The sequence below is a fragment of the Priestia sp. LL-8 genome (assembly GCF_036227845.1).
Taxonomy (GTDB): domain Bacteria; phylum Bacillota; class Bacilli; order Bacillales; family Bacillaceae_H; genus Priestia; species Priestia zanthoxyli.
Window position 1 is genome coordinate 218428 of record NZ_JAZAQH010000001.1, and the last position, 26573, is coordinate 245000.

Sequence of the window (26573 nt, forward strand, 5' to 3'; positions counted from 1 at the left end):
CACAGAGTGGATAAAGCTTGTCCTAAAGCGCATGAACAAGTAAATAGGATGAATAGATACAAAAAAATATAGGCTATTCTTCTAGAAGCAGCTGCAGTTCTTCCCACTCTTCCATTAATGTGGATAACTGTGAAGAAATTTTTTCATTTTCACCGTTTAATCTTGATACTTCCTCGTGATTTTGATAAATTTCAGGGTCACAAAGAAGTTCTTCATTCGCCGCTTGTGCGGCTTCTAATTTGTTTACTTCAGTTTCAATTTCTTCAATGCGGCGTGTTCGCTGCCTCATCAATTTCTTTTGTTCTTTATCTTGTTTATAAGACTGTTTATCTACTTTTACCGTACGTTCTTCGTTTGCTTTTACATTTTCTAATTCTTTGATTTCTTCTATTTCTGCTTTCTTTTCTACATAATAGTCATAATCTCCAAGAAACTCTTCTACCCCTTCAGGAGATAGCTCGGCTATTTTGTTTGCAATACGATTAATAAAATAACGGTCATGTGAAACAAATAATAGAGTCCCCGGGTAATCAATTAACGCATTCTCCAGTACTTGTTTGCTATCTAAATCAAGATGGTTAGTAGGTTCATCTAAAATTAAGAAGTTAGCCTTTTGAAGCATGAGCTTCGCAAGAGCCAAACGTGCTTTTTCACCACCGCTAAGCGTGGAAACGATTTTCAGTACATCATCACCTGAAAAGAGAAAATTTCCAAGCGCTGTACGAATTTCTTTTTCAGGTTTGGATGGGTAGTCATCCCAAAGCTCATTTAAAACGGTTTTATTAGACGTTAAATTGGCTTGCTCTTGGTCGTAATAACCAACCATTACGTTTGAGCCAAAAGAAATGGTTCCAGTCTTGAAGCTTAGCTTATCCACAATACCTTTTAATAAAGTTGATTTCCCAACTCCATTAGGGCCAACCAACGCAAGGCTTTCACCTTTTTTAATTCGAAGGTTTGCCTCTTGCACGACATATTTGTTTTCATCATATCCAATAGACACGTTTTCGAGATTTAAGACTTCATTTCCGCTTTGACGCTCAATTTCAAACGAAAAACTAGCTGATTTTTCACCTTCATTAGGTCGGTTTATTAACTCCATTCGATCGAGCTGTTTACGTCTGCTTTGCGCACGTTTTGTAGTCGATGCGCGGGCGATGTTTCGCTGAATAAAATCATTCAGTTTTGCGACTTCATCTTGCTGCTTTTCGTACTGACGCAACTCTTTTTCATAGCGCTCGGCTTTTTGTACGAGGTATTTAGAGTAGTTGCCCGTGTACTTCACCGTTGTTTTTTGTGTGACTTCATACACTTGATTTACGACTTTATCAAGGAAGTAACGATCGTGTGAAACAATTAAAATAGCTCCTTCATACCCTTGCAGAAACTGTTCCAGCCATGCTAAAGTTTCAATATCTAAGTGGTTGGTAGGCTCATCGAGAATAAGCAAGTCTGGCTTTGTTAAAAGCAGTTTTGCAAGAGCCAAGCGCGTTTTTTGCCCACCGCTCAAGGAGGAAATAGGGGTGCTATAGTCAAAGTTTGAAAAACGGAAACCGTGAAGAATAGATCGTGTATCCGCTTCATATTGATAGCCGCCTAAATCTTTGAACGTTACTTGAAGCTGATCGTACTCTTTGGTTAGTTTTTCGTATTGAACTGAATCATTAAAAATATCTGGATCGCCCATCTTCGTTTCAAGCGTACGTAATTCTTTTTCCATCTTCTTTAACGGAGCAAAGACAGTCATCATTTCTTCCCATATGGAGAGTGTTGACTCAAGAACTGTATCTTGTCCCATATAATCAATGGAAACACCTTTAGGTTTGATAATCTCTCCGCTGTCATAAGAAAGCTGCTCAGCAATAATTTTTAATAAAGTTGATTTACCAGCACCGTTTCGTCCCACTAGGGCAATGCGGTCTTTTGATTGTACTTCTAACTTTATATTCGATAAAATGGGTTCTGCCCCATAGTATTTTGTAATACCGTTCAATTGTAGAATAATCATTTTTTCACCTCTAGTAGTATATCCATAGTGTATTTTAACATATTTTCAACTACAAGTTCTTCCTACAAGCGTTTGTAATTTGTAGAGGGACAAGGACAAATGATGAAGCGAATGTTTTGATTCATGAAATAAAATGATTTTACCTGCACATTTTATACAGGATACTATGTTAAAATAAGAGATAAGTGCATCTCTGAACTTATATATGATGGATGTAGAAAACCCGTCATGACTAACAAACGAATCCTTTGAAGGGCTAATTACTTCGTTCTAGCTACCGACTTTAAGTAGTGCTGGATAGACAAAAGCCGTCGGGGTGTGAAGCGGAGTATATATAAAACAAGAGAAAAGAGAGAGAATTGGAAGCGCTACCTCAAAGCGGTTGATGCTTTGTGAAAGGTAATGCAATATGACTTGAAAATGTTAGTAATGACATACATGAACTGAGGGGGTACAACGTGAACACTGAACAATTAAAAATACCACAAGCAACGGCTAAACGATTGCCGCTTTATTATCGTTTTTTGAAAAACTTGCATGCTTCTGGTAAACAGCGTGTGTCGTCAGCGGAGTTAAGCGAGGCAGTGAAAGTGGATTCTGCTACTATTCGTCGGGACTTTTCTTACTTTGGAGCATTAGGAAAAAAGGGATACGGCTACAATGTGAATTATTTACTTACATTTTTCCGTAAAACGTTAGACCAAGATGAAGTAACGAAAGTAGCACTGATTGGCGTAGGGAATCTAGGAACGGCCTTTTTAAATTATAATTTTATTAAAAATAATAACACCAAAATTGAGTGCGCTTTTGATGTGATAGAAGATAAAGTCGGTACAAAAGTGGGCGACGTGCCGGTTTATCACCTTGACCAATTGGAAGATTATATGAGTGATGACATCTCAGTAGCGATTTTAACCGTTCCTGCCACTGTTGCTCAGCAAATTACCGATCGTTTAGTGAATTGCGGAATTAAAGGGATTCTAAACTTCACTCCTGCACGCTTAAACGTACCCGATGAGATTCGACTGCATCATATTGATCTTGCTGTAGAGTTACAGTCGCTTGTCTATTTTTTGAAAAATTATCCTGTTGAATAAGGTGGACTGTGTTACGATTTCCTTAAGTCTAAATTAATAAGGAGAGTGGGAATATGGGGATTGGAGCAGGCAGTTGGATTATTATTGCGATTGTAGCACTGCTTATTTTTGGACCGAAACGGTTACCGGAGCTAGGAAGATCAGTCGGGCAAACGCTTAGAGAGTTTAAGCATGCCGCTAGCGGGGCATCAGATGATCGTGAAAAAGATAAACAGCGTCAAGTAGATGACAAAGAGTAAAAGGGTGATCATAGTATGACCGAACAAGAAATGTCAATATATGATCATATAGGAGAGCTGCGAAAACGCATTTTAATTGTTTTATTTTTCTTTGTCATTGCCACAGTTGCCGGCTTTTTTATAGCGGATAAGGTTATTGTCTATTTACAGCATGCTGATGAGGCAAAAAATTTAACGATGAATGCATTTAGGCTAACAGACCCAGTTAAGATTTATATGCAGTTTGCTGTTATTATCGGCTGTGTACTTGCAGCTCCTGTTGCACTGTATCAACTTTGGGCATTTATTAGTCCTGGTTTATATGAAAAAGAGCGTAAGGTAACGCTTGGATATATTCCTGTTTCCATTTTTCTCTTTATCGGCGGTGTCTCTTTTTCTTATTTTGTGTTGTTTCCATTTGTCGTTGATTTTATGACGCGCGTTTCCGATGAGCTGAATGTAAACCAAGTGATTGGCATTAATGAATACTTTTCTTTTTTAATGCAGCTCACACTGCCTTTTGGCCTGTTGTTTCAGCTTCCTGTCGTCGTCATGTTTTTGACGCGATTAGGAATTATAACGCCTATGTTTTTATCTCAAATTCGAAAGTATGCCTATTTCGTACTGCTAGTTATTGCCGCACTTATTACACCACCGGAATTGCTCTCGCACATGATGGTGACAGTGCCGCTCTTAATACTGTATGAAATCAGCATCATTATTTCCCGCATTTCGTATCGCAAAGTGTTAAAGGCAAGGGCAGAGCAAGAAAGAGAAGATGTTAGTATGTAAAAAAAACCACTGAAACAGTGGTTTTTTTATTTAGATGAATCATCTTGATTTTTATATTGCTGCTGCAACTTTTTAATTTTATAGTGCAAGATAAAGATGCGAACCGCAAACCTGAAATCGAATGCGGCTACGAGTGCAAATAAGATTGTGGGGAAGTTCCAAACGGTTTCCTGAGCATTTTGAATAGCCAGGTAGGTGAATAAAATCCCCATAATAATATAAATAAACCCTCGTGTTAAAGGGATATTCTTCATAAAAACATGCCTCCAAAAATAAACTGCATTTGTTCTGCTTGTTTTTGCATTTCTATAATTTTATCTGCAAAAATAGTTTGAGATAAAATAACGATTGTATTCATCAAAACGTGAGCAATAATAGGTACAACAATTAGTCTCGTCCTTGCATAAAGGAATGCAAATACAAATCCCATAGCTGTATACACAAGTAAATGTTTAAAATCCCAGTGTACCGCAGCGAAAATAAGGGAACTAATAAATGCAGAGATAAAGAAATTGTATCGTTTGTGAAGAGAGCCAAAAATAATCTTTCGGAAAATAATCTCTTCTAGTATTGGTCCAATAACAGACGTAACGACAATAAGGAACGGTGTTGCTTTAACAAGGTTAACAATATTTTGTGTGTTTTCAGATACTTGGGTAATGCCAAGAGCGTGCTCAATCATACCTGCTACAGCTTGACCAGCCATAGCGAGAAACACCCCAAGGACTGACCAGACAACAGCAATCGTTTTTCCAGCATGTTCTATACGCATGGACATGTCACGGCGCAGCAGCAGTAAGACAATAAGTAAACCAAGGATAAAGCTGATGATGGTCCAATAAGTCAAAAGCATGACATTCGCTGTTCGAACTGGATATTGATCAAACATTCCTGTTAATTTTAACAGCGGTATACCAACAACTCCTGAAAACTGCATAAGGATGTAGGTGAGAATAACATACCAATAACGTTTTTCCAATCTTCTATACTCCTTTAAAAGGTTTTTATGTATATATGTCGAAGAAGTACTGTAAAGTTAGTAATTTCTTCTTGCTCGTATTGTAACATACATATTATTGAACAGAGAAAAGAATGCTTTATTTCTCAAAATCGTCGAAATCTAAGACTATTATATGTAGTTGTTGTAAATTTTAAATTTTTTTTGTTTAATACTTGCAAAAAAAACCCACTTTGTTTTAATATAATAATTGTGTTAGCACTCGTTGAGGTTGAGTGCTAATAAAAATGCAAACATATTATTTGAGGAGGTTGTTTCACTTGTTAAAGCCATTAGGTGATCGCGTAGTGATTGAACTTGTAAAATCTGAGGAAAAAACAGCAAGCGGTATCGTGTTACCGGACAGTGCAAAAGAAAAGCCACAAGAGGGTAAAATTGTTGCTGTAGGTACAGGCCGAGTATTAGAAAGCGGTGAGCGTGTAGCTTTAGAAGTAGCTGCGGGCGATCGTATCATCTTCTCAAAATATGCGGGTACTGAAGTAAAATACGAAGGTACTGAATACTTAATTTTACGCGAAAGCGATATTTTAGCTGTAATCGGCTAATTTTAACCACAAACTTATCATACGTAAAAAATAGATTATTAAGAACATCTTGAGGAGGTCAAAGAACATGGCAAAAGACATTAAATTTAGCGAAGAAGCACGTCGCGCAATGCTACGTGGTGTAGATACATTAGCAAATGCTGTAAAAGTAACGCTTGGACCAAAAGGTCGTAACGTTGTATTGGAAAAGAAATTCGGTTCACCGCTTATTACAAATGACGGTGTAACAATTGCAAAAGAAATCGAATTAGAAGACGCATTTGAAAATATGGGTGCTAAATTAGTAGCCGAAGTTGCTAGCAAAACAAACGACGTTGCTGGTGACGGTACAACTACTGCAACAGTTTTAGCGCAAGCAATGATCAGAGAAGGTCTTAAAAACGTAACGGCTGGTGCTAACCCAATGGGTATCCGTAAAGGTATGGAAAAAGCAGTAGCTGTAGCGGTTGAAGAACTAAAAGCAATCTCTAAACCAATTCAAGGTAAAGATTCAATTGCTCAAGTAGCGGCTATCTCAGCAGCGGACGAAGAAGTAGGTCAATTAATTGCTGAAGCAATGGAGCGCGTTGGTAACGACGGCGTTATCACGCTTGAAGAATCAAAAGGTTTCACAACTGAATTAGAAGTGGTAGAAGGTATGCAGTTTGACCGTGGATATGCATCTCCTTACATGGTAACTGATTCAGATAAAATGGAAGCTGTATTAGATGACCCTTACATCTTAATCACAGACAAAAAAATAGGTAACATTCAAGAAATCTTACCGGTATTAGAGCAAGTTGTTCAACAAGGCAAGCCGCTATTAATTATCGCTGAAGACGTAGAAGGCGAAGCTTTAGCAACATTAGTTGTGAACAAACTTCGTGGTACATTTACAGCTGTAGCTGTTAAAGCTCCTGGTTTTGGTGATCGTCGTAAAGCAATGCTACAAGATGTTGCAATCCTAACAGGCGGAGAAGTAATCACTGAAGAGCTTGGTCTTGACTTAAAAACAGCAAGCATCGATCAATTAGGTCGCGCTTCTAAAATTGTTGTAACAAAAGAAAATACAACAGTTGTAAACGGTGCAGGAAACGCAGAAGATATCCTAGCACGCGTAAACCAAATCAAAGCTCAGCTTGAAGAAACAACTTCAGAGTTTGACCGTGAAAAATTACAAGAGCGCTTAGCAAAACTTGCTGGTGGCGTAGCTGTAATTAAAGTTGGTGCGGCAACTGAAACTGAGTTAAAAGAACGTAAATTACGTATTGAAGATGCATTAAACTCTACGCGTGCTGCGGTTGAAGAAGGTATCGTAGCTGGTGGTGGTACTGCATTAGTAAATATCTATAATAAAGTAGCAAGCATCGAAGCTGACGGTGACACTGCTACAGGTATCAACATCGTATTACGTGCGATTGAAGAGCCTGTACGTCAAATCGCTCACAACGCTGGTTTAGAAGGATCAGTAATCGTTGAGCGTCTAAAAGGCGAAGCAGTTGGAACTGGATTTAACGCTGCGACTGGCGAGTGGGTAAATATGCTAGACACTGGTATCGTTGACCCAACAAAAGTAACGCGTTCAGCTCTTCAAAATGCTTCTTCTGTAGCGGCTATGTTCTTAACAACTGAAGCAGTTGTTGCTGACAAGCCAGAAGAAGGCGGAGCACCTGCAATGCCTGATATGGGCGGCATGGGTGGAATGGGCGGCATGATGTAATCAGTGCCCTACCTAAAAAAGCGACCAAGTACTCACTTGGTCGCTTTTTTGCGTGCGTTAATATTTTCAGATTTTTTTAAAATTTGTTAAGATAGTACTATGTTTATTGGAAAACTTATTAAACTCAAGGCTTAACTGAGTTTTAAGGGGGAGCTTTATTGATTCAGCTGGATCATATTAATAGTAAATTAAACCAAGTATTAGAAAACATCGATCAAATTGTGATTGGAAAACGTCAGGTATCTACGTTGAGTTTGGTTGCTTTGCTTGCAGAGGGGCATATTTTACTTGAAGATGTGCCGGGTGTGGGGAAAACGATGCTCGTGAAGGCACTGGCCAAATCAATTGATGCAGAATTTAAACGAATTCAATTCACGCCTGATTTGCTGCCATCCGACGTAACAGGCGTTTCTATCTACAGTCCGAAAGACATGGAATTTCATTTTCGTCCAGGTCCTATCATGAGCCACATTGTACTCGCTGATGAGATTAACAGGACTTCTCCTAAAACACAATCGGCGCTTTTAGAAGCAATGGCTGAGCATCATGTAACAACCGATGGTATCACCCGGGAAATTCCGGCGCCTTTTTTTGTGATGGCTACTCAAAATCCTGTTGATTTTGATGGGACCTATCATTTGCCAGAAGCGCAGCTGGATCGTTTTTTATTCAAATTAAGCATGGGTTATCCTACGCAAGAAGAGGAGCTTCAAATTTTAAACGGCGTATCGACTCAAGTTAATCTTGAGGATGTCAAACCCGTCATGAGCATTCCGGAATTAGTACAGGCTCAAAAAACTGTAAGCAGTATTTATGTAGATGATGTGATCAAGCACTATATCATCGAAATCATTCGTAAAACGCGCTCTCATCCACATGTTTCGTTAGGTATCAGTCCTCGTGGAACGGTTTCCTTTATGAAGGCCGTTCAAGCATATGCTTTAGTGAAGGGAAGAGACTACTGTCTTCCTGATGATGTTCAAGAGCTTGCTTCGTATGTGTGTGAACATCGATTAACGCTAAGACCTGATACCCAGTACAGCGGCTTAACAGCGAGTGATGTGATGAAGCAAATTATGGCTGATACGAAAGTACCTGTTAAAAGGTAAGAGGTACTTTATGAAACAGTATATAAAAGTGATATGGAATAAATGTAGAGACTGGTTCGTTTTATTCTGCATCTTTGCTGCTACGTTTTCTTACGCGATGTTTCAAGGGGGCTTTGTAAGCTGGTTTTTATTTTATAGCTTCTTACCTTTTGGGTTATATGCGGCAGCCGTTTTGCTTTATCCATTAAAGAAGTGGAATGTTACTCGTGATGTGAAGCTACAGCCTCGATTCGCTGGAGATCATCTTTCGTATGACATTCACATTACACGCTCCTCGTCTTTTCCTGTTTATATGGCAGCAGTGAAAGAGGAGAGTAACCTTTTAGATCAAGAAGAAAGAACAATTTATCCGCTTTTTCAACGAAACGCTGTTATTCCGTATGAAAGATCGTTTGTAGAAAGAGGAGAATATGAATTTTTTACGATTTCGATTGAAATGAGTGATTTATTAGGAATTGTAAAAAAGAAGGCATATTATCCGCTGCACCAGCGGTTTGTCGTGTATCCTCAAATCCATGAGATAGATATCCCGTTTCTTTTAGCAGGAATAGAAGAAGGAAAAAGTGAAGTTTCGATGGGGAATCAATCTACTACGTTAGTGACAGGCATTAGAGAATATCAGCCGGGTGACCGATTAGGATCTATTGATTGGAAGGCGACGGCTCGTAAAGCTACGTTGATTTCTAAAGAGTTCGGTCATTATCATGAACGGAGTATGATTATCATTGCAGATGTTATGAGCTCTCTATACTTTGAAGAGCGAATGAGCTTTCTGGCATCCATGCTCATTCATGAAGAAACCAAGCGTAAAAAAGTCGATTTTCTTTTAGCTGAAAATGCACTTTTTTCACAAAAAACCTCTGAACAAAGTGAGCCTGATAACCTGTTGTATCACTTAGCGCGTGCCCAGCCTGTTAACAACCGAGCATTCGAAACAGAATTTAAGAGTATTGCCATTCAAAAGCAGCATTCTTTTATGGTAATAGTCAGTCAGGTTACAGGGACTCTTATTGGGCAGATTCAATCTAAGCTGAGCCCTCATGCTAAGGCTTCACTCATTGTCGTTAAAAATGAAGGAGCAGGGCTTAGTGACGAAGAGACGGTTATTGTAAATGGAATACAATCTTCTGCTTTAACGATTGAAGTCGTTAATATTACTCTTCCTCTATCATCTAAAGGAAGTGAGGGCGGAAATAAGTGAATAAATCAGCTTTGTATGTAAAAAACATCTTATTGTACGCGGGAGCATTCTTTTTATTAGTGGAATGGCTTCTTCCTTTAAATGAAGTGACGGATACCAATCAAATTCAGTACTTTATCTTGTTTGTTGCTTACTGTTTTTTGTGTTTAACGTTTCGCTTACCGTTTATCGTGATGACGTTAGGGAGCATGTTGTTTATTTTGTTTTCGCTTCATAATCTCTATTTCCAAGGAGCCTTCTTTTCTTCAGACTGGCTTCCGAGACTTTTGGAGATTCTTCAGTCAGATGCACAAAGTATCATGGAGTGGGATATAGCGAATTTATCATTTGAAATGAGAAGCACTTTATTTTTTGTGCTCCTTTGGATTATGGCTTATTTAATTCGATATTGGATCTTTTATCAAAAAAGAATTTTCTTCTTTTTCTTCTTAACCATTTTGTATATTACCGTGTTGGATACCTTTTCTACTTACGATGCGGGAGCTGCTATTATTCGTGTGACGATTATTGGGTTTTTATTAGTAGCTATGCTTCGCATCAATCCTGAACGTATAAAAGCTGCGAGCACTGAGCGTTTAGAAAATAGAAAACGATCGTTTCTTTTTCTAGGCAGCTTTTTAGCTATCGTCATTGTGCTGGCTTATCTCGCTCCTAAACCAGGGCCGCAGTGGCCAGATCCCGTACCTTTTATCACAGCGCATACAACAAATCAAGGACAGGGAGAATCTGCAAGCGGTCAACGAATCGGCTATGATATGGACGATTCCAAATTGGGGGGATCGTTTGTCAATGATGATACGGTTGTGTTTACAGCCAAAGTAGAGGATGAGCACTATTGGCGTATTGAAACGAAGGATGTTTATACAGGTAAGGGGTGGGAGCTGTCTAAAGAGGAAGAAAAAGTGCCCTTTAAAGGAAATGAAAACTTACTCCCTCAATATGACTCAAGTGTAGCAGGACAAGTAAGAAAAGCAGAAGTTACCTATTCGCAGCCTTCAGTTCATCTTATGCATGTTCCTCAACTGCTGTCGCTAACCTTAAAAAATGGCATTCAAACCGATGTTACACCGACAAATGAAAAATTATATCCTTATCAAAATGACAAGCTTGTTACTGTTGAATCATATGAGCTGACGTATAAATATCCTGTATTTGATATTGGACTTCTTCAGCAAGCAGAGGAAAAAAAGGCAGAGAGTCTAGAGAATAATAACGAATTTATAGCAAGGTATACACAACTTCCTGCTAACTTGCCGAAACGAGTAAAAGATTTAGCTCGTGAGGTAACAAAAAATAAGAATAATCGCTATGAAAAAGCGAAAGCCGTTGAAGAATACTTCCGATCAAATCCATATGTATATGATACTGAAAATGTTCCAATTCCTACGAAAAATAAAGATTATGTGGATCAATTTTTATTTGATACAAAAAGAGGGTACTGTGATAACTTCTCTACTTCTATGGTCGTGCTGCTTCGTTCATTAGATATTCCTGCTCGGTGGGTAAAGGGCTATACAGAAGGTGATGCTACGGTTATTTCAGGAAGTAGTAAATGGACAACCTATGAAATTACACAAAATAATGCTCATTCTTGGGTAGAAGTCTATTTTCCAGGAGCGGGCTGGGTACCTTTTGAACCAACAAAAAGTTTTTCTAATCCTTATGATTTTGTAGATAGCCAACCTAACAACTCTAGTGAAAATAGTCAAAGGGAAGAAGAGAAACAAGAAACGCAGGTGAAGGAGCAGCCTAAGGAAAAAGAGCTTCCGGCACAAGAAGAAATAGCGAAAGAAAAAACAGCTTCTCTTCAAAATGCTAAGTTGTCTATGAAGTGGAAAGTGCTTTTCTACGGACTGATTGTAGTTATGTTAATAGTAATATATCTCAATCGATTTAAATGGTTTTTACCTTTTTATATCTCTTTTTATAAAAAGAAAGAGAGACCGGAAACCTTTGAATCAGCTTATGCTTTTTTACTTAAAAGACTCGCTGCAAATGGACTAAAGCGGCAAGAAAATCAAACGCTGCGCGACTTTGCAGGAGAAGTAGACGAAAAATTAAATACGGTAAATATGCTAAAATTAACGGAAAAATACGAGCGAGTTTTGTATCGAAATGCAGATTCCATAAAAGAATGGAAAGAGTCGATTGAATTGTGGGAAAATTTAATCAAAAAAACGAGTTCTTGACCATTGTTTCGCGGATTGATAGAATATTCTCGAACTTACTATAAATGTTTCGTATACCTTCATATATCCTCGATAATATGGTTCGAGAGTCTCTACCGGGTCACCTTAAACGATCTGACTATGAAGGCAGAACAGTCTATTTGACGATAAACGTCGTGCTCAACTAGACTTCTGCCTTTGTTTTTTGAGGGAGAAGTCTAGTTTTTTTATATTTTAGGGCATAATAACAAGTGATTATTTACACATTCGGAGAGGTGAACAAGATGGAAGGCATGATTGTTGTATTAGATTTTGGTAGTCAATATAACCAACTGATTACGCGTCGCATTCGCGAGTTCGGAGTATATAGTGAATTGCATCCGCACACAATTACAGCAGAAGAGATTAAAGCATTAAATCCAAAGGGAATTATTTTCTCTGGAGGCCCAAACAGTGTGTACGGTGAAAACGCATTTCACTGCGATGAAAACATTTTTGAATTAGGTATTCCTGTTTTAGGTATTTGTTATGGAATGCAATTAATGACTCATCATTTTGGCGGGAAGGTAGAAGGTGCTAGCCATCGTGAATATGGTAAAGCAGCGATTAACGTACAAAACGATTCATTAATGTACCATGAGTTGCCAAAAGAACAAGTTGTTTGGATGAGTCACGGTGATTTAGTTGTAGAAACACCAGCTGGTTTTGAAGTGGACGCAACTAGCCCATCTTGTCCAATTGCCGCAATGAGTAACAAAGAAAAGAATATGTACGGAGTGCAGTTCCATCCAGAAGTTCGCCATTCAGTGCACGGTAACCATATCTTAAAGAATTTCGTGTTTGAAGTATGTCATGCTGAAGCAAACTGGTCAATTGAGAACTTCATTGAAGTTGAAATGGATAAAATCCGTGAAACAGTTGGAGATAGAAAAGTACTTTGCGCACTTAGCGGCGGAGTAGACTCTTCAGTAGTAGCTGTATTAATTCACAAAGCAATTGGTGATCAGTTAACATGTATGTTCGTAGATCACGGTTTATTACGTAAAGGTGAAGCGGAAAGCGTAATGGAAACATTTAGCGAAGGCTTTAATATGAACGTAATTAAAATCGATGCAAAAGATCGCTTCTTAGAAAAATTAAGCGGCGTATCAGATCCTGAACAAAAGCGTAAAATCATCGGTAATGAATTTATTTATGTATTCGATGACGAAGCTGCTAAATTAAAAGGGTTTGATTTCCTAGCTCAAGGTACGCTATATACAGATATTATCGAGAGTGGGACAGCTACAGCTCAAACGATCAAATCTCACCACAACGTAGGTGGATTACCAGAAGATATGCAGTTCGAACTAATCGAACCGTTAAACACGCTATTCAAAGATGAAGTACGTGCATTAGGTTCTGAATTAGGTATCCCTGATAACATCGTGTGGCGTCAGCCTTTCCCAGGACCAGGTCTAGGTATTCGTGTACTTGGTGCAATTACGGAAGAGAAGTTAGAAATTGTACGTGAGTCGGATGCTATTTTACGTGAAGAGATTGCAAAAGCTGACTTAGAGCGCGATATCTGGCAATACTTTACGGTTCTTCCTGACATCCGCAGTGTAGGTGTAATGGGAGATGCTCGTACGTATGATTACACAATCGGTATTCGTGCTGTTACATCGATTGATGGTATGACTTCTGACTGGGCGCGTATTCCTTGGGATGTGCTTGAAGTTATCTCAACGCGTATTGTAAACGAAGTTAAGCATATTAACCGCGTAGTGTATGATATTACAAGTAAGCCACCTGCAACAATTGAATGGGAATAATATGTAAGAAAACCGAACAAACGAACATTCTTTTATAAGAATGTTCGTTTTTTGTTGACTTTTTAAAAAAGTTAATGGTAGGATAGTAACATAAAACAGCGAGATATAGCTTTAATGTCGTATAATCTTGGGGATAAGGCCCAAAAGTTTCTACCGAGCTACCGTAAATGGCTTGACTACGAGAAAGTAATACATGTATGTGTAAAAATCTTTTGTTTTTTTGTTCATACATCTCTCTTTTAGTCGATTTTATGCCTTTACGCGCCATAGTGTAGAGGCATTTTTTATGGTTTGCCTAAGTGCATGCGGCTTCTATAAAGGGAGGAAAAAACGTGAAGAAGTATTTTCGTTTTGAAGAGTTGGGTACTAGCTATCGAAAAGAGTTTATAGCTGGCCTTACAACTTTTCTATCTATGGCTTACATTTTATTTGTTAATCCATCTGTGCTATCACTAAGTGATGTAAAGGATCTACCTGACAGTATGAGAATGGACCAAGGGGCTGTATTTACAGCTACTGCTTTAGCTGCAGCTTTGGGATCAATTGTTATGGGAGTGCTTGGTAGATATCCAATTTCATTAGCTCCAGGTATGGGATTAAACGCATTTTTTGCTTATACAGTTGTTCTGACAATGGGAATTCCATGGCAGACGGCTTTAACGGGTGTTATGATATCAGGTGTTATTTTTATTCTTTTAACATTAACAAGCCTGCGAGAAAAAATTATTAATTCTATTCCTATTGAATTAAAAATGGCTGTTGGAGCAGGTATTGGTTTATTTATTAGTTTTATAGGTATGAAAGGTGCCGGAATCATCGTCAAAGATGATGCCACATTTGTTGGACTGGGTGATTTAACGAACCCAACAACGTTACTTGCGGTTTTTGGTATTGTTATTACTATTGTATTAATGGTGCTTCGAGTAAATGCAGCTGTATTTATCGGTATGATTGTAACGGCTGTAGCAGGTATGGCTTTTGGTTTAATTGATACACCTAAAGCAGTTGTTTCATCAGTTCCTAGTCTTGACCCGACGTTTGGGGCAGCTTTTCAAAATATCGGTGATATCTTTACTGTAAAGATGCTAGTCGTCATTTTAACGTTCTTATTTGTTGATTTCTTCGATACAGCAGGTACGATGGTTGCTGTAGCGAGTCAAGCTGGACTTATGAAAGATAATAAGCTTCCGCGAGCGGGCAGAGCGTTATTGGCAGATTCTAGTGCGATTGTAGTTGGTGCTGTTCTTGGTACCTCATCAACAACAGCTTATGTAGAGTCTACAGCTGGAGTGGCAGCGGGGGGACGTTCAGGATTCACTGCAATCGTAACGGCGGCGTTTTTCTTAGTTGCACTGTTCTTTTCTCCATTATTAGCGGTCGTAACACCAGCTGTTACTGCGCCAGCTTTAATTACGGTAGGAGCTCTGATGGTGTCAAATTTAGGAGAAATTAATTGGAAAGAGTTCGAAGTAGCAGTTCCTGCATTTTTCACGGTAATTATGATGCCGTTAACATACAGTATTGCAACAGGTATTGCGGTTGGCTTTATCTTTTATCCTATTACAATGTTATGCAGCAAGCGTGGAAAAGAAGTTCATCCAATTATGTATGCTCTCTGTATTATCTTCATACTCTATTTTGCATTCTTAGCAGAATAGTTTAAATAAAAAAGCTCAGTTTAATGACTGGGCTTTTTTTTTATGGTAAGATAAGAAAACTGTATAGCTGCTAGATTGCTATTGTAATAGAGGTTAATTGGTTACTTTACTGAAGGTTTACTTCATTAACTTTTTTATTTATAAAGTTTTTTAGAAAAACGATTGACTCCGTATGTTATATATGGTAAATTATTAAATGTCGCTGATGAACAGCGCGGTTGAGAGAAACATCTTAAAAAAAGATGTTGACATCAAAATGATAGAATGTTATACTAATAAAGTTGCTTGAGAGCAACGGTTGAACTTTGAAAACTGAACAAAGCGACAAACGCCAACGTTAATTTTTATTTTTTAAATGAGCAAGTCAAACATTTCTTCGGAGAGTTTGATCCTGGCTCAGGATGAACGCTGGCGGCGTGCCTAATACATGCAAGTCGAGCGAACTGATTAGAAGCTTGCTTCTATGACGTTAGCGGCGGACGGGTGAGTAACACGTGGGCAACCTGCCTGTAAGACTGGGATAACTTCGGGAAACCGAAGCTAATACCAGATAGGATCTTCTCCTTCATGGGAGATGATTGAAAGATGGTTTCGGCTATCACTTACAGATGGGCCCGCGGTGCATTAGCTAGTTGGTGAGGTAACGGCTCACCAAGGCAACGATGCATAGCCGACCTGAGAGGGTGATCGGCCACACTGGGACTGAGACACGGCCCAGACTCCTACGGGAGGCAGCAGTAGGGAATCTTCCGCAATGGACGAAAGTCTGACGGAGCAACGCCGCGTGAGTGATGAAGGCTTTCGGGTCGTAAAACTCTGTTGTTAGGGAAGAACAAGTACGAGAGTAACTGCTCGTACCTTGACGGTACCTAACCAGAAAGCCACGGCTAACTACGTGCCAGCAGCCGCGGTAATACGTAGGTGGCAAGCGTTATCCGGAATTATTGGGCGTAAAGCGCGCGCAGGCGGTTTCTTAAGTCTGATGTGAAAGCCCACGGCTCAACCGTGGAGGGTCATTGGAAACTGGGGAACTTGAGTGCAGAAGAGAAAAGCGGAATTCCACGTGTAGCGGTGAAATGCGTAGAGATGTGGAGGAACACCAGTGGCGAAGGCGGCTTTTTGGTCTGTAACTGACGCTGAGGCGCGAAAGCGTGGGGAGCAAACAGGATTAGATACCCTGGTAGTCCACGCCGTAAACGATGAGTGCTAAGTGTTAGAGGGTTTCCGCCCTTTAGTGCTGCAGCTAACGCATTAAGCACTCCGCCTGGGGAGTACGGTCGCAAGACTGAAACTCAAAGGAATTGACGGGGGCCCGCACAAGCGGTGGAGCATGTGGTTTAATTCGAAGCAACGCGAAGAACCTTACCAGGTCTTGACATCCTCTGACAACTCTAGAGATAGAGCGTTCCCCTTCGGGGGACAGAGTGACAGGTGGTGCATGGTTGTCGTCAGCTCGTGTCGTGAGATGTTGGGTTAAGTCCCGCAACGAGCGCAACCCTTGATCTTAGTTGCCAGCATTTAGTTGGGCACTCTAAGGTGACTGCCGGTGACAAACCGGAGGAAGGTGGGGATGACGTCAAATCATCATGCCCCTTATGACCTGGGCTACACACGTGCTACAATGGATGGTACAAAGGGCTGCAAGACCGCGAGGTCAAGCCAATCCCATAAAACCATTCTCAGTTCGGATTGTAGGCTGCAACTCGCCTACATGAAGCTGGAATCGCTAGTAATCGCGGATCAGCATGCCGCGGTGAATACGTTCCCGGGCCTTGTACACACCGCCCGTCACACCACGAGAGTTTGTAACACCCGAAGTCGGTGGAGTAACCGTAAGGAGCTAGCCGCCTAAGGTGGGACAGATGATTGGGGTGAAGTCGTAACAAGGTAGCCGTATCGGAAGGTGCGGCTGGATCACCTCCTTTCTAAGGATTTTTACATGACGTACGTTTTGACACTTTGTTCAGTTTTGAGAGTTCAATCTCTCAATTATAGAAAGCACACTACTTTCTTCTTATTAGATAAGAAGAATTTTGGTTGCGATTGTTCTTTGAAAACTAGATAACAGTAATTGCTGAGGAAAAGTGAAACTTTTCTTTAATCAAACCAATAAATAACACAACAATATGTTGTACCATTTATTCGCTAATGGTTAAGTTAGAAAGGGCGCACGGTGAATGCCTTGGCACTAGGAGCCGATGAAGGACGGGACTAACACCGATATGCTTCGGGGAGCTGTAAGTGAGCTTTGATCCGGAGATTTCCGAATGGGGAAACCCACTGTTCGTAATGGAACAGTATCTTTATCTGAATACATAGGATATTGAAGGCAGACCCGGGGAACTGAAACATCTAAGTACCCGGAGGAAGAGAAAGCAAATGCGATTTCCTGAGTAGCGGCGAGCGAAACGGAATTAGCCCAAACCAAGAGGCTTGCCTCTTGGGGTTGTAGGACACTCTATACGGAGTTACAAAGGAACGAAGTAAATGAAGCGACCTGGAAAGGTCCGTCGAAGAAGGTAACAACCCTGTAGTTGAAACTTCGTTCCCTCTTGAGTGGATCCTGAGTACGGCGGAACACGTGAAATTCCGTCGGAAGCTGGGAGGACCATCTCCCAAGGCTAAATACTACCTAGTGACCGATAGTGAACCAGTACCGTGAGGGAAAGGTGAAAAGCACCCCGGAAGGGGAGTGAAAGAGATCCTGAAACCGTGTGCCTACAAGTAGTCAGAGCCCGTTAACGGGTGATGGCGTGCCTTTTGTAGAATGAACCGGCGAGTTACGATCCCATGCAAGGTTAAGCTGATAAGGCGGAGCCGTAGCGAAAGCGAGTCTGAATAGGGCGTTTAGTATGTGGTTGTAGACCCGAAACCAGGTGATCTACCCATGTCCAGGGTGAAGTTCAGGTAACACTGAATGGAGGCCCGAACCCACGCACGTTGAAAAGTGCGGGGATGAGGTGTGGGTAGCGGAGAAATTCCAATCGAACCTGGAGATAGCTGGTTCTCTCCGAAATAGCTTTAGGGCTAGCCTCATGTTGTGAGAGTCTTGGAGGTAGAGCACTGATTGGACTAGGGGCCCCCAACGGGTTACCGAATTCAGTCAAACTCCGAATGCCAAAGACTTATCCATGGGAGTCAGACTGCGAGTGATAAGATCCGTAGTCAAAAGGGAAACAGCCCAGACCACCAGCTAAGGTCCCCAAGTATACGTTAAGTGGAAAAGGATGTGGAGTTGCTTAGACAACCAGGATGTTGGCTTAGAAGCAGCCACCATTTAAAGAGTGCGTAATAGCTCACTGGTCGAGTGACTCTGCGCCGAAAATGTACCGGGGCTAAACGTATCACCGAAGCTGTGGATTGACATCTTTGATGTCAGTGGTAGGAGAGCGTTCTAAGTGCAGCGAAGTCAGACCGTAAGGACTGGTGGAGCGCTTAGAAGTGAGAATGCCGGTATGAGTAGCGAAAGACAAGTGAGAATCTTGTCCACCGAATGCCTAAGGTTTCCTGAGGAAGGCTCGTCCGCTCAGGGTTAGTCGGGACCTAAGCCGAGGCTGAAAAGCGTAGGCGATGGCCAACAGGTTGATATTCCTGTACCACCTCCCCGCCGTTTGAGTAATGGGGGGACGCAGTAGGATAGGGTAAGCGCGCTGCTGGATATGCGCGTTCAAGCAGTTAGGCTGATGAGTAGGCAAATCCGCTCATCATAAAGGCTGAGCTGTGATGACGAGGGAATTATAGTACCGAAGTTCCTGATTCCACACTGCCAAGAAAAGCCTCTAGCGAGGCGGGAGGTGCCCGTACCGCAAACCGACACAGGTAGGCGAGGAGAGAATCCTAAGGTGATCGAGAGAACTCTCGTTAAGGAACTCGGCAAAATGACCCCGTAACTTCGGGAGAAGGGGTGCTCTGGTAGGGTGTATAGCCCGAGAGAGCCGCAGTGAATAGGCCCAGGCGACTGTTTAGCAAAAACACAGGTCTCTGCGAAGCCGCAAGGCGAAGTATAGGGGCTGACGCCTGCCCGGTGCTGGAAGGTTAAGAGGAGGGGTTATCCTTTGGGAGAAGCTCTGAATCGAAGCCCCAGTAAACGGCGGCCGTAACTATAACGGTCCTAAGGTAGCGAAATTCCTTGTCGGGTAAGTTCCGACCCGCACGAAAGGCGTAACGATCTGGGCACTGTCTCAACGAGAGACTCGGTGAAATTATAGTACCTGTGAAGATGCAGGTTACCCGCGACAGGACGGAAAGACCCCGTGGAGCTTTACTGTAGCCTGATATTGAATTTTGGTACAGCTTGTACAGGATAGGTAGGAGCCTGAGAAACCGGAGCGCTAGCTTCGGTGGAGGCGTCGGTGGGATACTACCCTGGCTGTATTGAAATTCTAACCCGCGGCCCTGATCGGGCCGGGAGACAGTGTCAGGTGGGCAGTTTGACTGGGGCGGTCGCCTCCTAAAATGTAACGGAGGCGCCCAAAGGTTCCCTCAGAATGGTTGGAAATCATTCGTAGAGTGTAAAGGCACAAGGGAGCTTGACTGCGAGACCTACAAGTCGAGCAGGGACGAAAGTCGGGCTTAGTGATCCGGTGGTTCCGCATGGAAGGGCCATCGCTCAACGGATAAAAGCTACCCCGGGGATAACAGGCTTATCTCCCCCAAGAGTCCACATCGACGGGGAGGTTTGGCACCTCGATGTCGGCTCATCGCATCCTGGGGCTGTAGTCGGTCCCAAGGGTTGGGCTGTTCGCCCATTAAAGCGGTACGCGAGCTGGGTTCAGAACGTCGTGAGACAGTTCGGTCCCTATCCGTCGTGGGCGTAGGAAATTTGAGAGGAGCTGTCCTTAGTACGAGAGGACCGGGATGGACACACCGCTGGTGTACCAGTTGTCTTGCCAAAGGCATCGCTGGGTAGCTATGTGTGGACGGGATAAGTGCTGAAAGCATCTAAGCATGAAGCCCCCCTCAAGATGAGATTTCCCATAGCGCAAGCTAGTAAGATCCCTGAAAGATGATCAGGTTGATAGGTCAGAGGTGGAAGCGTGGCGACATGTGTAGCTGACTGATACTAATCGATCGAGGACTTAACCAAAACTTTAAAAGCGTAAGCTTTACTCAGCAAACTGTTACCTAGTTTTGAGAGAACAATCTCTTGTCTGGTGGCGATAGCGAAGAGGTCACACCCGTTCCCATACCGAACACGGAAGTTAAGCTCTTTAGCGCCAATGGTAGTTGGGACTTTGTCCCTGTGAGAGTAGGACGTTGCCAGGCTGGAAAAGATCTCTCTTTTCTTTTAAAAAAGTTGTTGACATTACGTTAATAACTTGATAAGATAGTAAAGTCGCTTAAGAGCGGCGGTTGAACTTTGAAAACTGAACAAAGCGACAAACGTCAACGTTAATTTTTATTTTTTAAATTGAGCAAGTCAAACATTTCTTCGGAGAGTTTGATCCTGGCTCAGGATGAACGCTGGCGGCGTGCCTAATACATGCAAGTCGAGCGAACTGATTAGAAGCTTGCTTCTATGACGTTAGCGGCGGACGGGTGAGTAACACGTGGGCAACCTGCCTGTAAGACTGGGATAACTTCGGGAAACCGAAGCTAATACCGGATAGGATCTTCTCCTTCATGGGAGATGATTGAAAGATGGTTTCGGCTATCACTTACAGATGGGCCCGCGGTGCATTAGCTAGTTGGTGAGGTAACGGCTCACCAAGGCAACGATGCATAGCCGACCTGAGAGGGTGATCGGCCACACTGGGACTGAGACACGGCCCAGACTCCTACGGGAGGCAGCAGTAGGGAATCTTCCGCAATGGACGAAAGTCTGACGGAGCAACGCCGCGTGAGTGATGAAGGCTTTCGGGTCGTAAAACTCTGTTGTTAGGGAAGAACAAGTACGAGAGTAACTGCTCGTACCTTGACGGTACCTAACCAGAAAGCCACGGCTAACTACGTGCCAGCAGCCGCGGTAATACGTAGGTGGCAAGCGTTATCCGGAATTATTGGGCGTAAAGCGCGCGCAGGCGGTTTCTTAAGTCTGATGTGAAAGCCCACGGCTCAACCGTGGAGGGTCATTGGAAACTGGGGAACTTGAGTGCAGAAGAGAAAAGCGGAATTCCACGTGTAGCGGTGAAATGCGTAGAGATGTGGAGGAACACCAGTGGCGAAGGCGGCTTTTTGGTCTGTAACTGACGCTGAGGCGCGAAAGCGTGGGGAGCAAACAGGATTAGATACCCTGGTAGTCCACGCCGTAAACGATGAGTGCTAAGTGTTAGAGGGTTTCCGCCCTTTAGTGCTGCAGCTAACGCATTAAGCACTCCGCCTGGGGAGTACGGTCGCAAGACTGAAACTCAAAGGAATTGACGGGGGCCCGCACAAGCGGTGGAGCATGTGGTTTAATTCGAAGCAACGCGAAGAACCTTACCAGGTCTTGACATCCTCTGACAACTCTAGAGATAGAGCGTTCCCCTTCGGGGGACAGAGTGACAGGTGGTGCATGGTTGTCGTCAGCTCGTGTCGTGAGATGTTGGGTTAAGTCCCGCAACGAGCGCAACCCTTGATCTTAGTTGCCAGCATTTAGTTGGGCACTCTAAGGTGACTGCCGGTGACAAACCGGAGGAAGGTGGGGATGACGTCAAATCATCATGCCCCTTATGACCTGGGCTACACACGTGCTACAATGGATGGTACAAAGGGCTGCAAGACCGCGAGGTCAAGCCAATCCCATAAAACCATTCTCAGTTCGGATTGTAGGCTGCAACTCGCCTACATGAAGCTGGAATCGCTAGTAATCGCGGATCAGCATGCCGCGGTGAATACGTTCCCGGGCCTTGTACACACCGCCCGTCACACCACGAGAGTTTGTAACACCCGAAGTCGGTGGAGTAACCGTAAGGAGCTAGCCGCCTAAGGTGGGACAGATGATTGGGGTGAAGTCGTAACAAGGTAGCCGTATCGGAAGGTGCGGCTGGATCACCTCCTTTCTAAGGATTTTTACATGACGTACGTTTTGACACTTTGTTCAGTTTTGAGAGTTCAATCTCTCAATTATAGAAAGCACACTACTTTCTTCTTATTAGATAAGAAGAATTTTGGTTGCGATTGTTCTTTGAAAACTAGATAACAGTAATTGCTGAGGAAAAGTGAAACTTTTCTTTAATCAAACCAATAAATAACACAACAATATGTTGTACCATTTATTCGCTAATGGTTAAGTTAGAAAGGGCGCACGGTGAATGCCTTGGCACTAGGAGCCGATGAAGGACGGGACTAACACCGATATGCTTCGGGGAGCTGTAAGTGAGCTTTGATCCGGAGATTTCCGAATGGGGAAACCCACTGTTCGTAATGGAACAGTATCTTTATCTGAATACATAGGATATTGAAGGCAGACCCGGGGAACTGAAACATCTAAGTACCCGGAGGAAGAGAAAGCAAATGCGATTTCCTGAGTAGCGGCGAGCGAAACGGAATTAGCCCAAACCAAGAGGCTTGCCTCTTGGGGTTGTAGGACACTCTATACGGAGTTACAAAGGAACGAAGTAAATGAAGCGACCTGGAAAGGTCCGTCGAAGAAGGTAACAACCCTGTAGTTGAAACTTCGTTCCCTCTTGAGTGGATCCTGAGTACGGCGGAACACGTGAAATTCCGTCGGAAGCTGGGAGGACCATCTCCCAAGGCTAAATACTACCTAGTGACCGATAGTGAACCAGTACCGTGAGGGAAAGGTGAAAAGCACCCCGGAAGGGGAGTGAAAGAGATCCTGAAACCGTGTGCCTACAAGTAGTCAGAGCCCGTTAACGGGTGATGGCGTGCCTTTTGTAGAATGAACCGGCGAGTTACGATCCCATGCAAGGTTAAGCTGATAAGGCGGAGCCGTAGCGAAAGCGAGTCTGAATAGGGCGTTTAGTATGTGGTTGTAGACCCGAAACCAGGTGATCTACCCATGTCCAGGGTGAAGTTCAGGTAACACTGAATGGAGGCCCGAACCCACGCACGTTGAAAAGTGCGGGGATGAGGTGTGGGTAGCGGAGAAATTCCAATCGAACCTGGAGATAGCTGGTTCTCTCCGAAATAGCTTTAGGGCTAGCCTCATGTTGTGAGAGTCTTGGAGGTAGAGCACTGATTGGACTAGGGGCCCCCAACGGGTTACCGAATTCAGTCAAACTCCGAATGCCAAAGACTTATCCATGGGAGTCAGACTGCGAGTGATAAGATCCGTAGTCAAAAGGGAAACAGCCCAGACCACCAGCTAAGGTCCCCAAGTATACGTTAAGTGGAAAAGGATGTGGAGTTGCTTAGACAACCAGGATGTTGGCTTAGAAGCAGCCACCATTTAAAGAGTGCGTAATAGCTCACTGGTCGAGTGACTCTGCGCCGAAAATGTACCGGGGCTAAACGTATCACCGAAGCTGTGGATTGACATCTTTGATGTCAGTGGTAGGAGAGCGTTCTAAGTGCTGTGAAGTCAGACCGTAAGGACTGGTGGAGCGCTTAGAAGTGAGAATGCCGGTATGAGTAGCGAAAGACAAGTGAGAATCTTGTCCACCGAATGCCTAAGGTTTCCTGAGGAAGGCTCGTCCGCTCAGGGTTAGTCGGGACCTAAGCCGAGGCTGAAAAGCGTAGGCGATGGCCAACAGGTTGATATTCCTGTACCACCTCCCCGCCGTTTGAGTAATGGGGGGACGCAGTAGGATAGGGTAAGCGCGCTGCTGGATATGCGCGTTCAAGCAGTTAGGCTGATGAGTAGGCAAATCCGCTCATCATAAAGGCTGAGCTGTGATGACGAGGGAATTATAGTACCGAAGTTCCTGATTCCACACTGCCAAGAAAAGCCTCTAGCGAGGCGGGAGGTGCCCGTACCGCAAACCGACACAGGTAGGCGAGGAGAGAATCCTAAGGTGATCGAGAGAACTCTCGTTAAGGAACTCGGCAAAATGACCCCGTAACTTCGGGAGAAGGGGTGCTCTGGTAGGGTGTATAGCCCGAGAGAGCCGCAGTGAATAGGCCCAGGCGACTGTTTAGCAAAAACACAGGTCTCTGCGAAGCCGCAAGGCGAAGTATAGGGGCTGACGCCTGCCCGGTGCTGGAAGGTTAAGAGGAGGGGTTATCCTTTGGGAGAAGCTCTGAATCGAAGCCCCAGTAAACGGCGGCCGTAACTATAACGGTCCTAAGGTAGCGAAATTCCTTGTCGGGTAAGTTCCGACCCGCACGAAAGGCGTAACGATCTGGGCACTGTCTCAACGAGAGACTCGGTGAAATTATAGTACCTGTGAAGATGCAGGTTACCCGCGACAGGACGGAAAGACCCCGTGGAGCTTTACTGTAGCCTGATATTGAATTTTGGTACAGCTTGTACAGGATAGGTAGGAGCCTGAGAAACCGGAGCGCTAGCTTCGGTGGAGGCGTCGGTGGGATACTACCCTGGCTGTATTGAAATTCTAACCCGCGGCCCTGATCGGGCCGGGAGACAGTGTCAGGTGGGCAGTTTGACTGGGGCGGTCGCCTCCTAAAATGTAACGGAGGCGCCCAAAGGTTCCCTCAGAATGGTTGGAAATCATTCGTAGAGTGTAAAGGCACAAGGGAGCTTGACTGCGAGACCTACAAGTCGAGCAGGGACGAAAGTCGGGCTTAGTGATCCGGTGGTTCCGCATGGAAGGGCCATCGCTCAACGGATAAAAGCTACCCCGGGGATAACAGGCTTATCTCCCCCAAGAGTCCACATCGACGGGGAGGTTTGGCACCTCGATGTCGGCTCATCGCATCCTGGGGCTGTAGTCGGTCCCAAGGGTTGGGCTGTTCGCCCATTAAAGCGGTACGCGAGCTGGGTTCAGAACGTCGTGAGACAGTTCGGTCCCTATCCGTCGTGGGCGTAGGAAATTTGAGAGGAGCTGTCCTTAGTACGAGAGGACCGGGATGGACACACCGCTGGTGTACCAGTTGTCTTGCCAAAGGCATCGCTGGGTAGCTATGTGTGGACGGGATAAGTGCTGAAAGCATCTAAGCATGAAGCCCCCCTCAAGATGAGATTTCCCATAGCGCAAGCTAGTAAGATCCCTGAAAGATGATCAGGTTGATAGGTCAGAGGTGGAAGCGTGGCGACATGTGTAGCTGACTGATACTAATCGATCGAGGACTTAACCAAAACTTTAAAAGCGTAAGCTTTACTCAGCAAACTGTTACCTAGTTTTGAGAGAACAATCTCTTGTCTGGTGGCGATAGCGAAGAGGTCACACCCGTTCCCATACCGAACACGGAAGTTAAGCTCTTTAGCGCCAATGGTAGTTGGGACTTTGTCCCTGTGAGAGTAGGACGTTGCCAGGCTGGAAAAGATCTCTCTTTTCTTTTAAAAAAGTTGTTGACATTACGTTAATAACTTGATAAGATAGTAAAGTCGCTTAAGAGCGGCGGTTGAACTTTGAAAACTGAACAAAGCGACAAACGTCAACGTTAATTTTTATTTTTTAAATTGAGCAAGTCAAACATTTCTTCGGAGAGTTTGATCCTGGCTCAGGATGAACGCTGGCGGCGTGCCTAATACATGCAAGTCGAGCGAACTGATTAGAAGCTTGCTTCTATGACGTTAGCGGCGGACGGGTGAGTAACACGTGGGCAACCTGCCTGTAAGACTGGGATAACTTCGGGAAACCGAAGCTAATACCGGATAGGATCTTCTCCTTCATGGGAGATGATTGAAAGATGGTTTCGGCTATCACTTACAGATGGGCCCGCGGTGCATTAGCTAGTTGGTGAGGTAACGGCTCACCAAGGCAACGATGCATAGCCGACCTGAGAGGGTGATCGGCCACACTGGGACTGAGACACGGCCCAGACTCCTACGGGAGGCAGCAGTAGGGAATCTTCCGCAATGGACGAAAGTCTGACGGAGCAACGCCGCGTGAGTGATGAAGGCTTTCGGGTCGTAAAACTCTGTTGTTAGGGAAGAACAAGTACGAGAGTAACTGCTCGTACCTTGACGGTACCTAACCAGAAAGCCACGGCTAACTACGTGCCAGCAGCCGCGGTAATACGTAGGTGGCAAGCGTTATCCGGAATTATTGGGCGTAAAGCGCGCGCAGGCGGTTTCTTAAGTCTGATGTGAAAGCCCACGGCTCAACCGTGGAGGGTCATTGGAAACTGGGGAACTTGAGTGCAGAAGAGAAAAGCGGAATTCCACGTGTAGCGGTGAAATGCGTAGAGATGTGGAGGAACACCAGTGGCGAAGGCGGCTTTTTGGTCTGTAACTGACG

General features: G+C 43.6%; 13 protein-coding genes, 7 rRNA genes and 2 riboswitches (1 of these 22 running past the window's edge). Of the genes, 17 read left to right on the forward strand and 3 right to left on the reverse strand.

Annotated elements, in window-relative coordinates; translation table 11 throughout:
• Nucleotides 1-73 precede the first annotated feature (73 nt).
• A complete protein-coding gene (locus U9R83_RS01290) occupies nucleotides 74-2008 on the reverse strand; it encodes an ABC-F family ATP-binding cassette domain-containing protein (protein WP_115652918.1) in 1935 nt (644 codons plus the stop codon).
• A 458-nt stretch (nucleotides 2009-2466) separates the two neighbouring features.
• Between U9R83_RS01290 and U9R83_RS01295 the strand changes: the two genes are divergently transcribed.
• Genes U9R83_RS01295 through tatC form a run of 3 tightly spaced genes read left to right on the forward strand, consistent with a single transcriptional unit; the run spans nucleotide 2467 to nucleotide 4115 of the window.
• Nucleotides 2467-3105, forward strand: coding sequence for a redox-sensing transcriptional repressor Rex (locus U9R83_RS01295; protein WP_013055021.1), 639 nt, complete (start codon nucleotides 2467-2469; stop codon nucleotides 3103-3105).
• A gap of 53 nt (nucleotides 3106-3158) precedes the next feature.
• Nucleotides 3159-3344 carry a twin-arginine translocase TatA/TatE family subunit gene (gene tatA / locus U9R83_RS01300; protein WP_014461959.1) on the forward strand — a complete coding sequence of 62 codons (186 nt, stop codon included), beginning with the start codon at nucleotides 3159-3161 and terminating at the stop codon, nucleotides 3342-3344.
• 15 nt (nucleotides 3345-3359) lie between these two features.
• Nucleotides 3360-4115 (forward strand): twin-arginine translocase subunit TatC, encoded by a 756-nt coding sequence (tatC, locus tag U9R83_RS01305; RefSeq protein ID WP_014461958.1) that lies wholly within the window; start codon nucleotides 3360-3362, stop codon nucleotides 4113-4115.
• A gap of 26 nt (nucleotides 4116-4141) precedes the next feature.
• Here tatC and U9R83_RS01310 read toward each other — a convergent pair whose 3' ends face one another.
• Nucleotides 4142-4369 carry a YdiK family protein gene (locus U9R83_RS01310; RefSeq protein WP_013055024.1) on the reverse strand — a complete coding sequence of 76 codons (228 nt, stop codon included), beginning with the start codon at nucleotides 4367-4369 and terminating at the stop codon, nucleotides 4142-4144.
• A complete protein-coding gene (locus U9R83_RS01315; protein ID WP_115652920.1) occupies nucleotides 4366-5094 on the reverse strand; it encodes a CPBP family intramembrane glutamic endopeptidase in 729 nt (242 codons plus the stop codon). Before U9R83_RS01315 ends, U9R83_RS01310 begins: the two co-directional genes overlap by 4 nt.
• Before the next feature lie 299 nt (nucleotides 5095-5393).
• Here U9R83_RS01315 and groES point away from each other — a divergent pair, with 299 nt between their 5' ends.
• The 14 genes from groES to U9R83_RS01385 all read left to right on the forward strand — a co-directional run.
• The gene (groES, locus tag U9R83_RS01320) at nucleotides 5394-5678 is read left to right on the forward strand and encodes a co-chaperone GroES (RefSeq protein WP_013055026.1); all 285 of its coding nucleotides are present in this window, start codon (nucleotides 5394-5396) and stop codon (nucleotides 5676-5678) included.
• A 67-nt stretch (nucleotides 5679-5745) separates the two neighbouring features.
• A complete protein-coding gene (groL, locus tag U9R83_RS01325; RefSeq protein ID WP_013081432.1) occupies nucleotides 5746-7377 on the forward strand; it encodes a chaperonin GroEL in 1632 nt (543 codons plus the stop codon).
• A 158-nt stretch (nucleotides 7378-7535) separates the two neighbouring features.
• Complete coding sequence (locus U9R83_RS01330; RefSeq protein ID WP_243550137.1) at nucleotides 7536-8486, forward strand: AAA family ATPase; 951 nt, start codon at nucleotides 7536-7538, stop codon at nucleotides 8484-8486.
• 10 nt (nucleotides 8487-8496) lie between these two features.
• Complete coding sequence (locus U9R83_RS01335; protein WP_328575054.1) at nucleotides 8497-9687, forward strand: DUF58 domain-containing protein; 1191 nt, start codon at nucleotides 8497-8499, stop codon at nucleotides 9685-9687.
• Nucleotides 9684-11876, forward strand: coding sequence for a transglutaminase TgpA family protein (locus tag U9R83_RS01340; protein ID WP_243550141.1), 2193 nt, complete (start codon nucleotides 9684-9686; stop codon nucleotides 11874-11876). The genes U9R83_RS01335 and U9R83_RS01340 overlap by 4 nt, the downstream gene beginning before the upstream one ends.
• Nucleotides 11877-11915: 39 nt before the next feature.
• A riboswitch (purine riboswitch) is annotated at nucleotides 11916-12017 on the forward strand.
• A gap of 122 nt (nucleotides 12018-12139) precedes the next feature.
• A complete protein-coding gene (gene guaA, locus U9R83_RS01345) occupies nucleotides 12140-13669 on the forward strand; it encodes a glutamine-hydrolyzing GMP synthase (protein ID WP_116739679.1) in 1530 nt (509 codons plus the stop codon).
• Nucleotides 13670-13766: 97 nt separating this feature from the next.
• A riboswitch (purine riboswitch) is annotated at nucleotides 13767-13868 on the forward strand.
• Between the two features lie 133 nt (nucleotides 13869-14001).
• Nucleotides 14002-15327, forward strand: a complete 1326-nt coding sequence (locus tag U9R83_RS01350) for an NCS2 family permease (RefSeq protein WP_013055032.1) — start codon at nucleotides 14002-14004, stop codon at nucleotides 15325-15327.
• A gap of 373 nt (nucleotides 15328-15700) precedes the next feature.
• Nucleotides 15701-17252 (forward strand): 16S ribosomal RNA (locus U9R83_RS01355).
• Between the two features lie 225 nt (nucleotides 17253-17477).
• A 23S ribosomal RNA gene (locus tag U9R83_RS01360) occupies nucleotides 17478-20413 on the forward strand.
• Nucleotides 20414-20476: 63 nt separating this feature from the next.
• Nucleotides 20477-20592: ribosomal RNA gene (gene rrf, locus U9R83_RS01365) — 5S ribosomal RNA — on the forward strand.
• A gap of 163 nt (nucleotides 20593-20755) precedes the next feature.
• Nucleotides 20756-22307: ribosomal RNA gene (locus tag U9R83_RS01370) — 16S ribosomal RNA — on the forward strand.
• 225 nt (nucleotides 22308-22532) lie between these two features.
• Nucleotides 22533-25468: ribosomal RNA gene (locus U9R83_RS01375) — 23S ribosomal RNA — on the forward strand.
• Between the two features lie 63 nt (nucleotides 25469-25531).
• Nucleotides 25532-25647, forward strand: a 5S ribosomal RNA gene (gene rrf / locus U9R83_RS01380).
• Between the two features lie 163 nt (nucleotides 25648-25810).
• Nucleotides 25811-26573, forward strand: a 16S ribosomal RNA gene (locus U9R83_RS01385); it runs 789 nt beyond the window's last position.
• The 16S, 23S and 5S rRNA genes sit together here, the layout of an rRNA operon.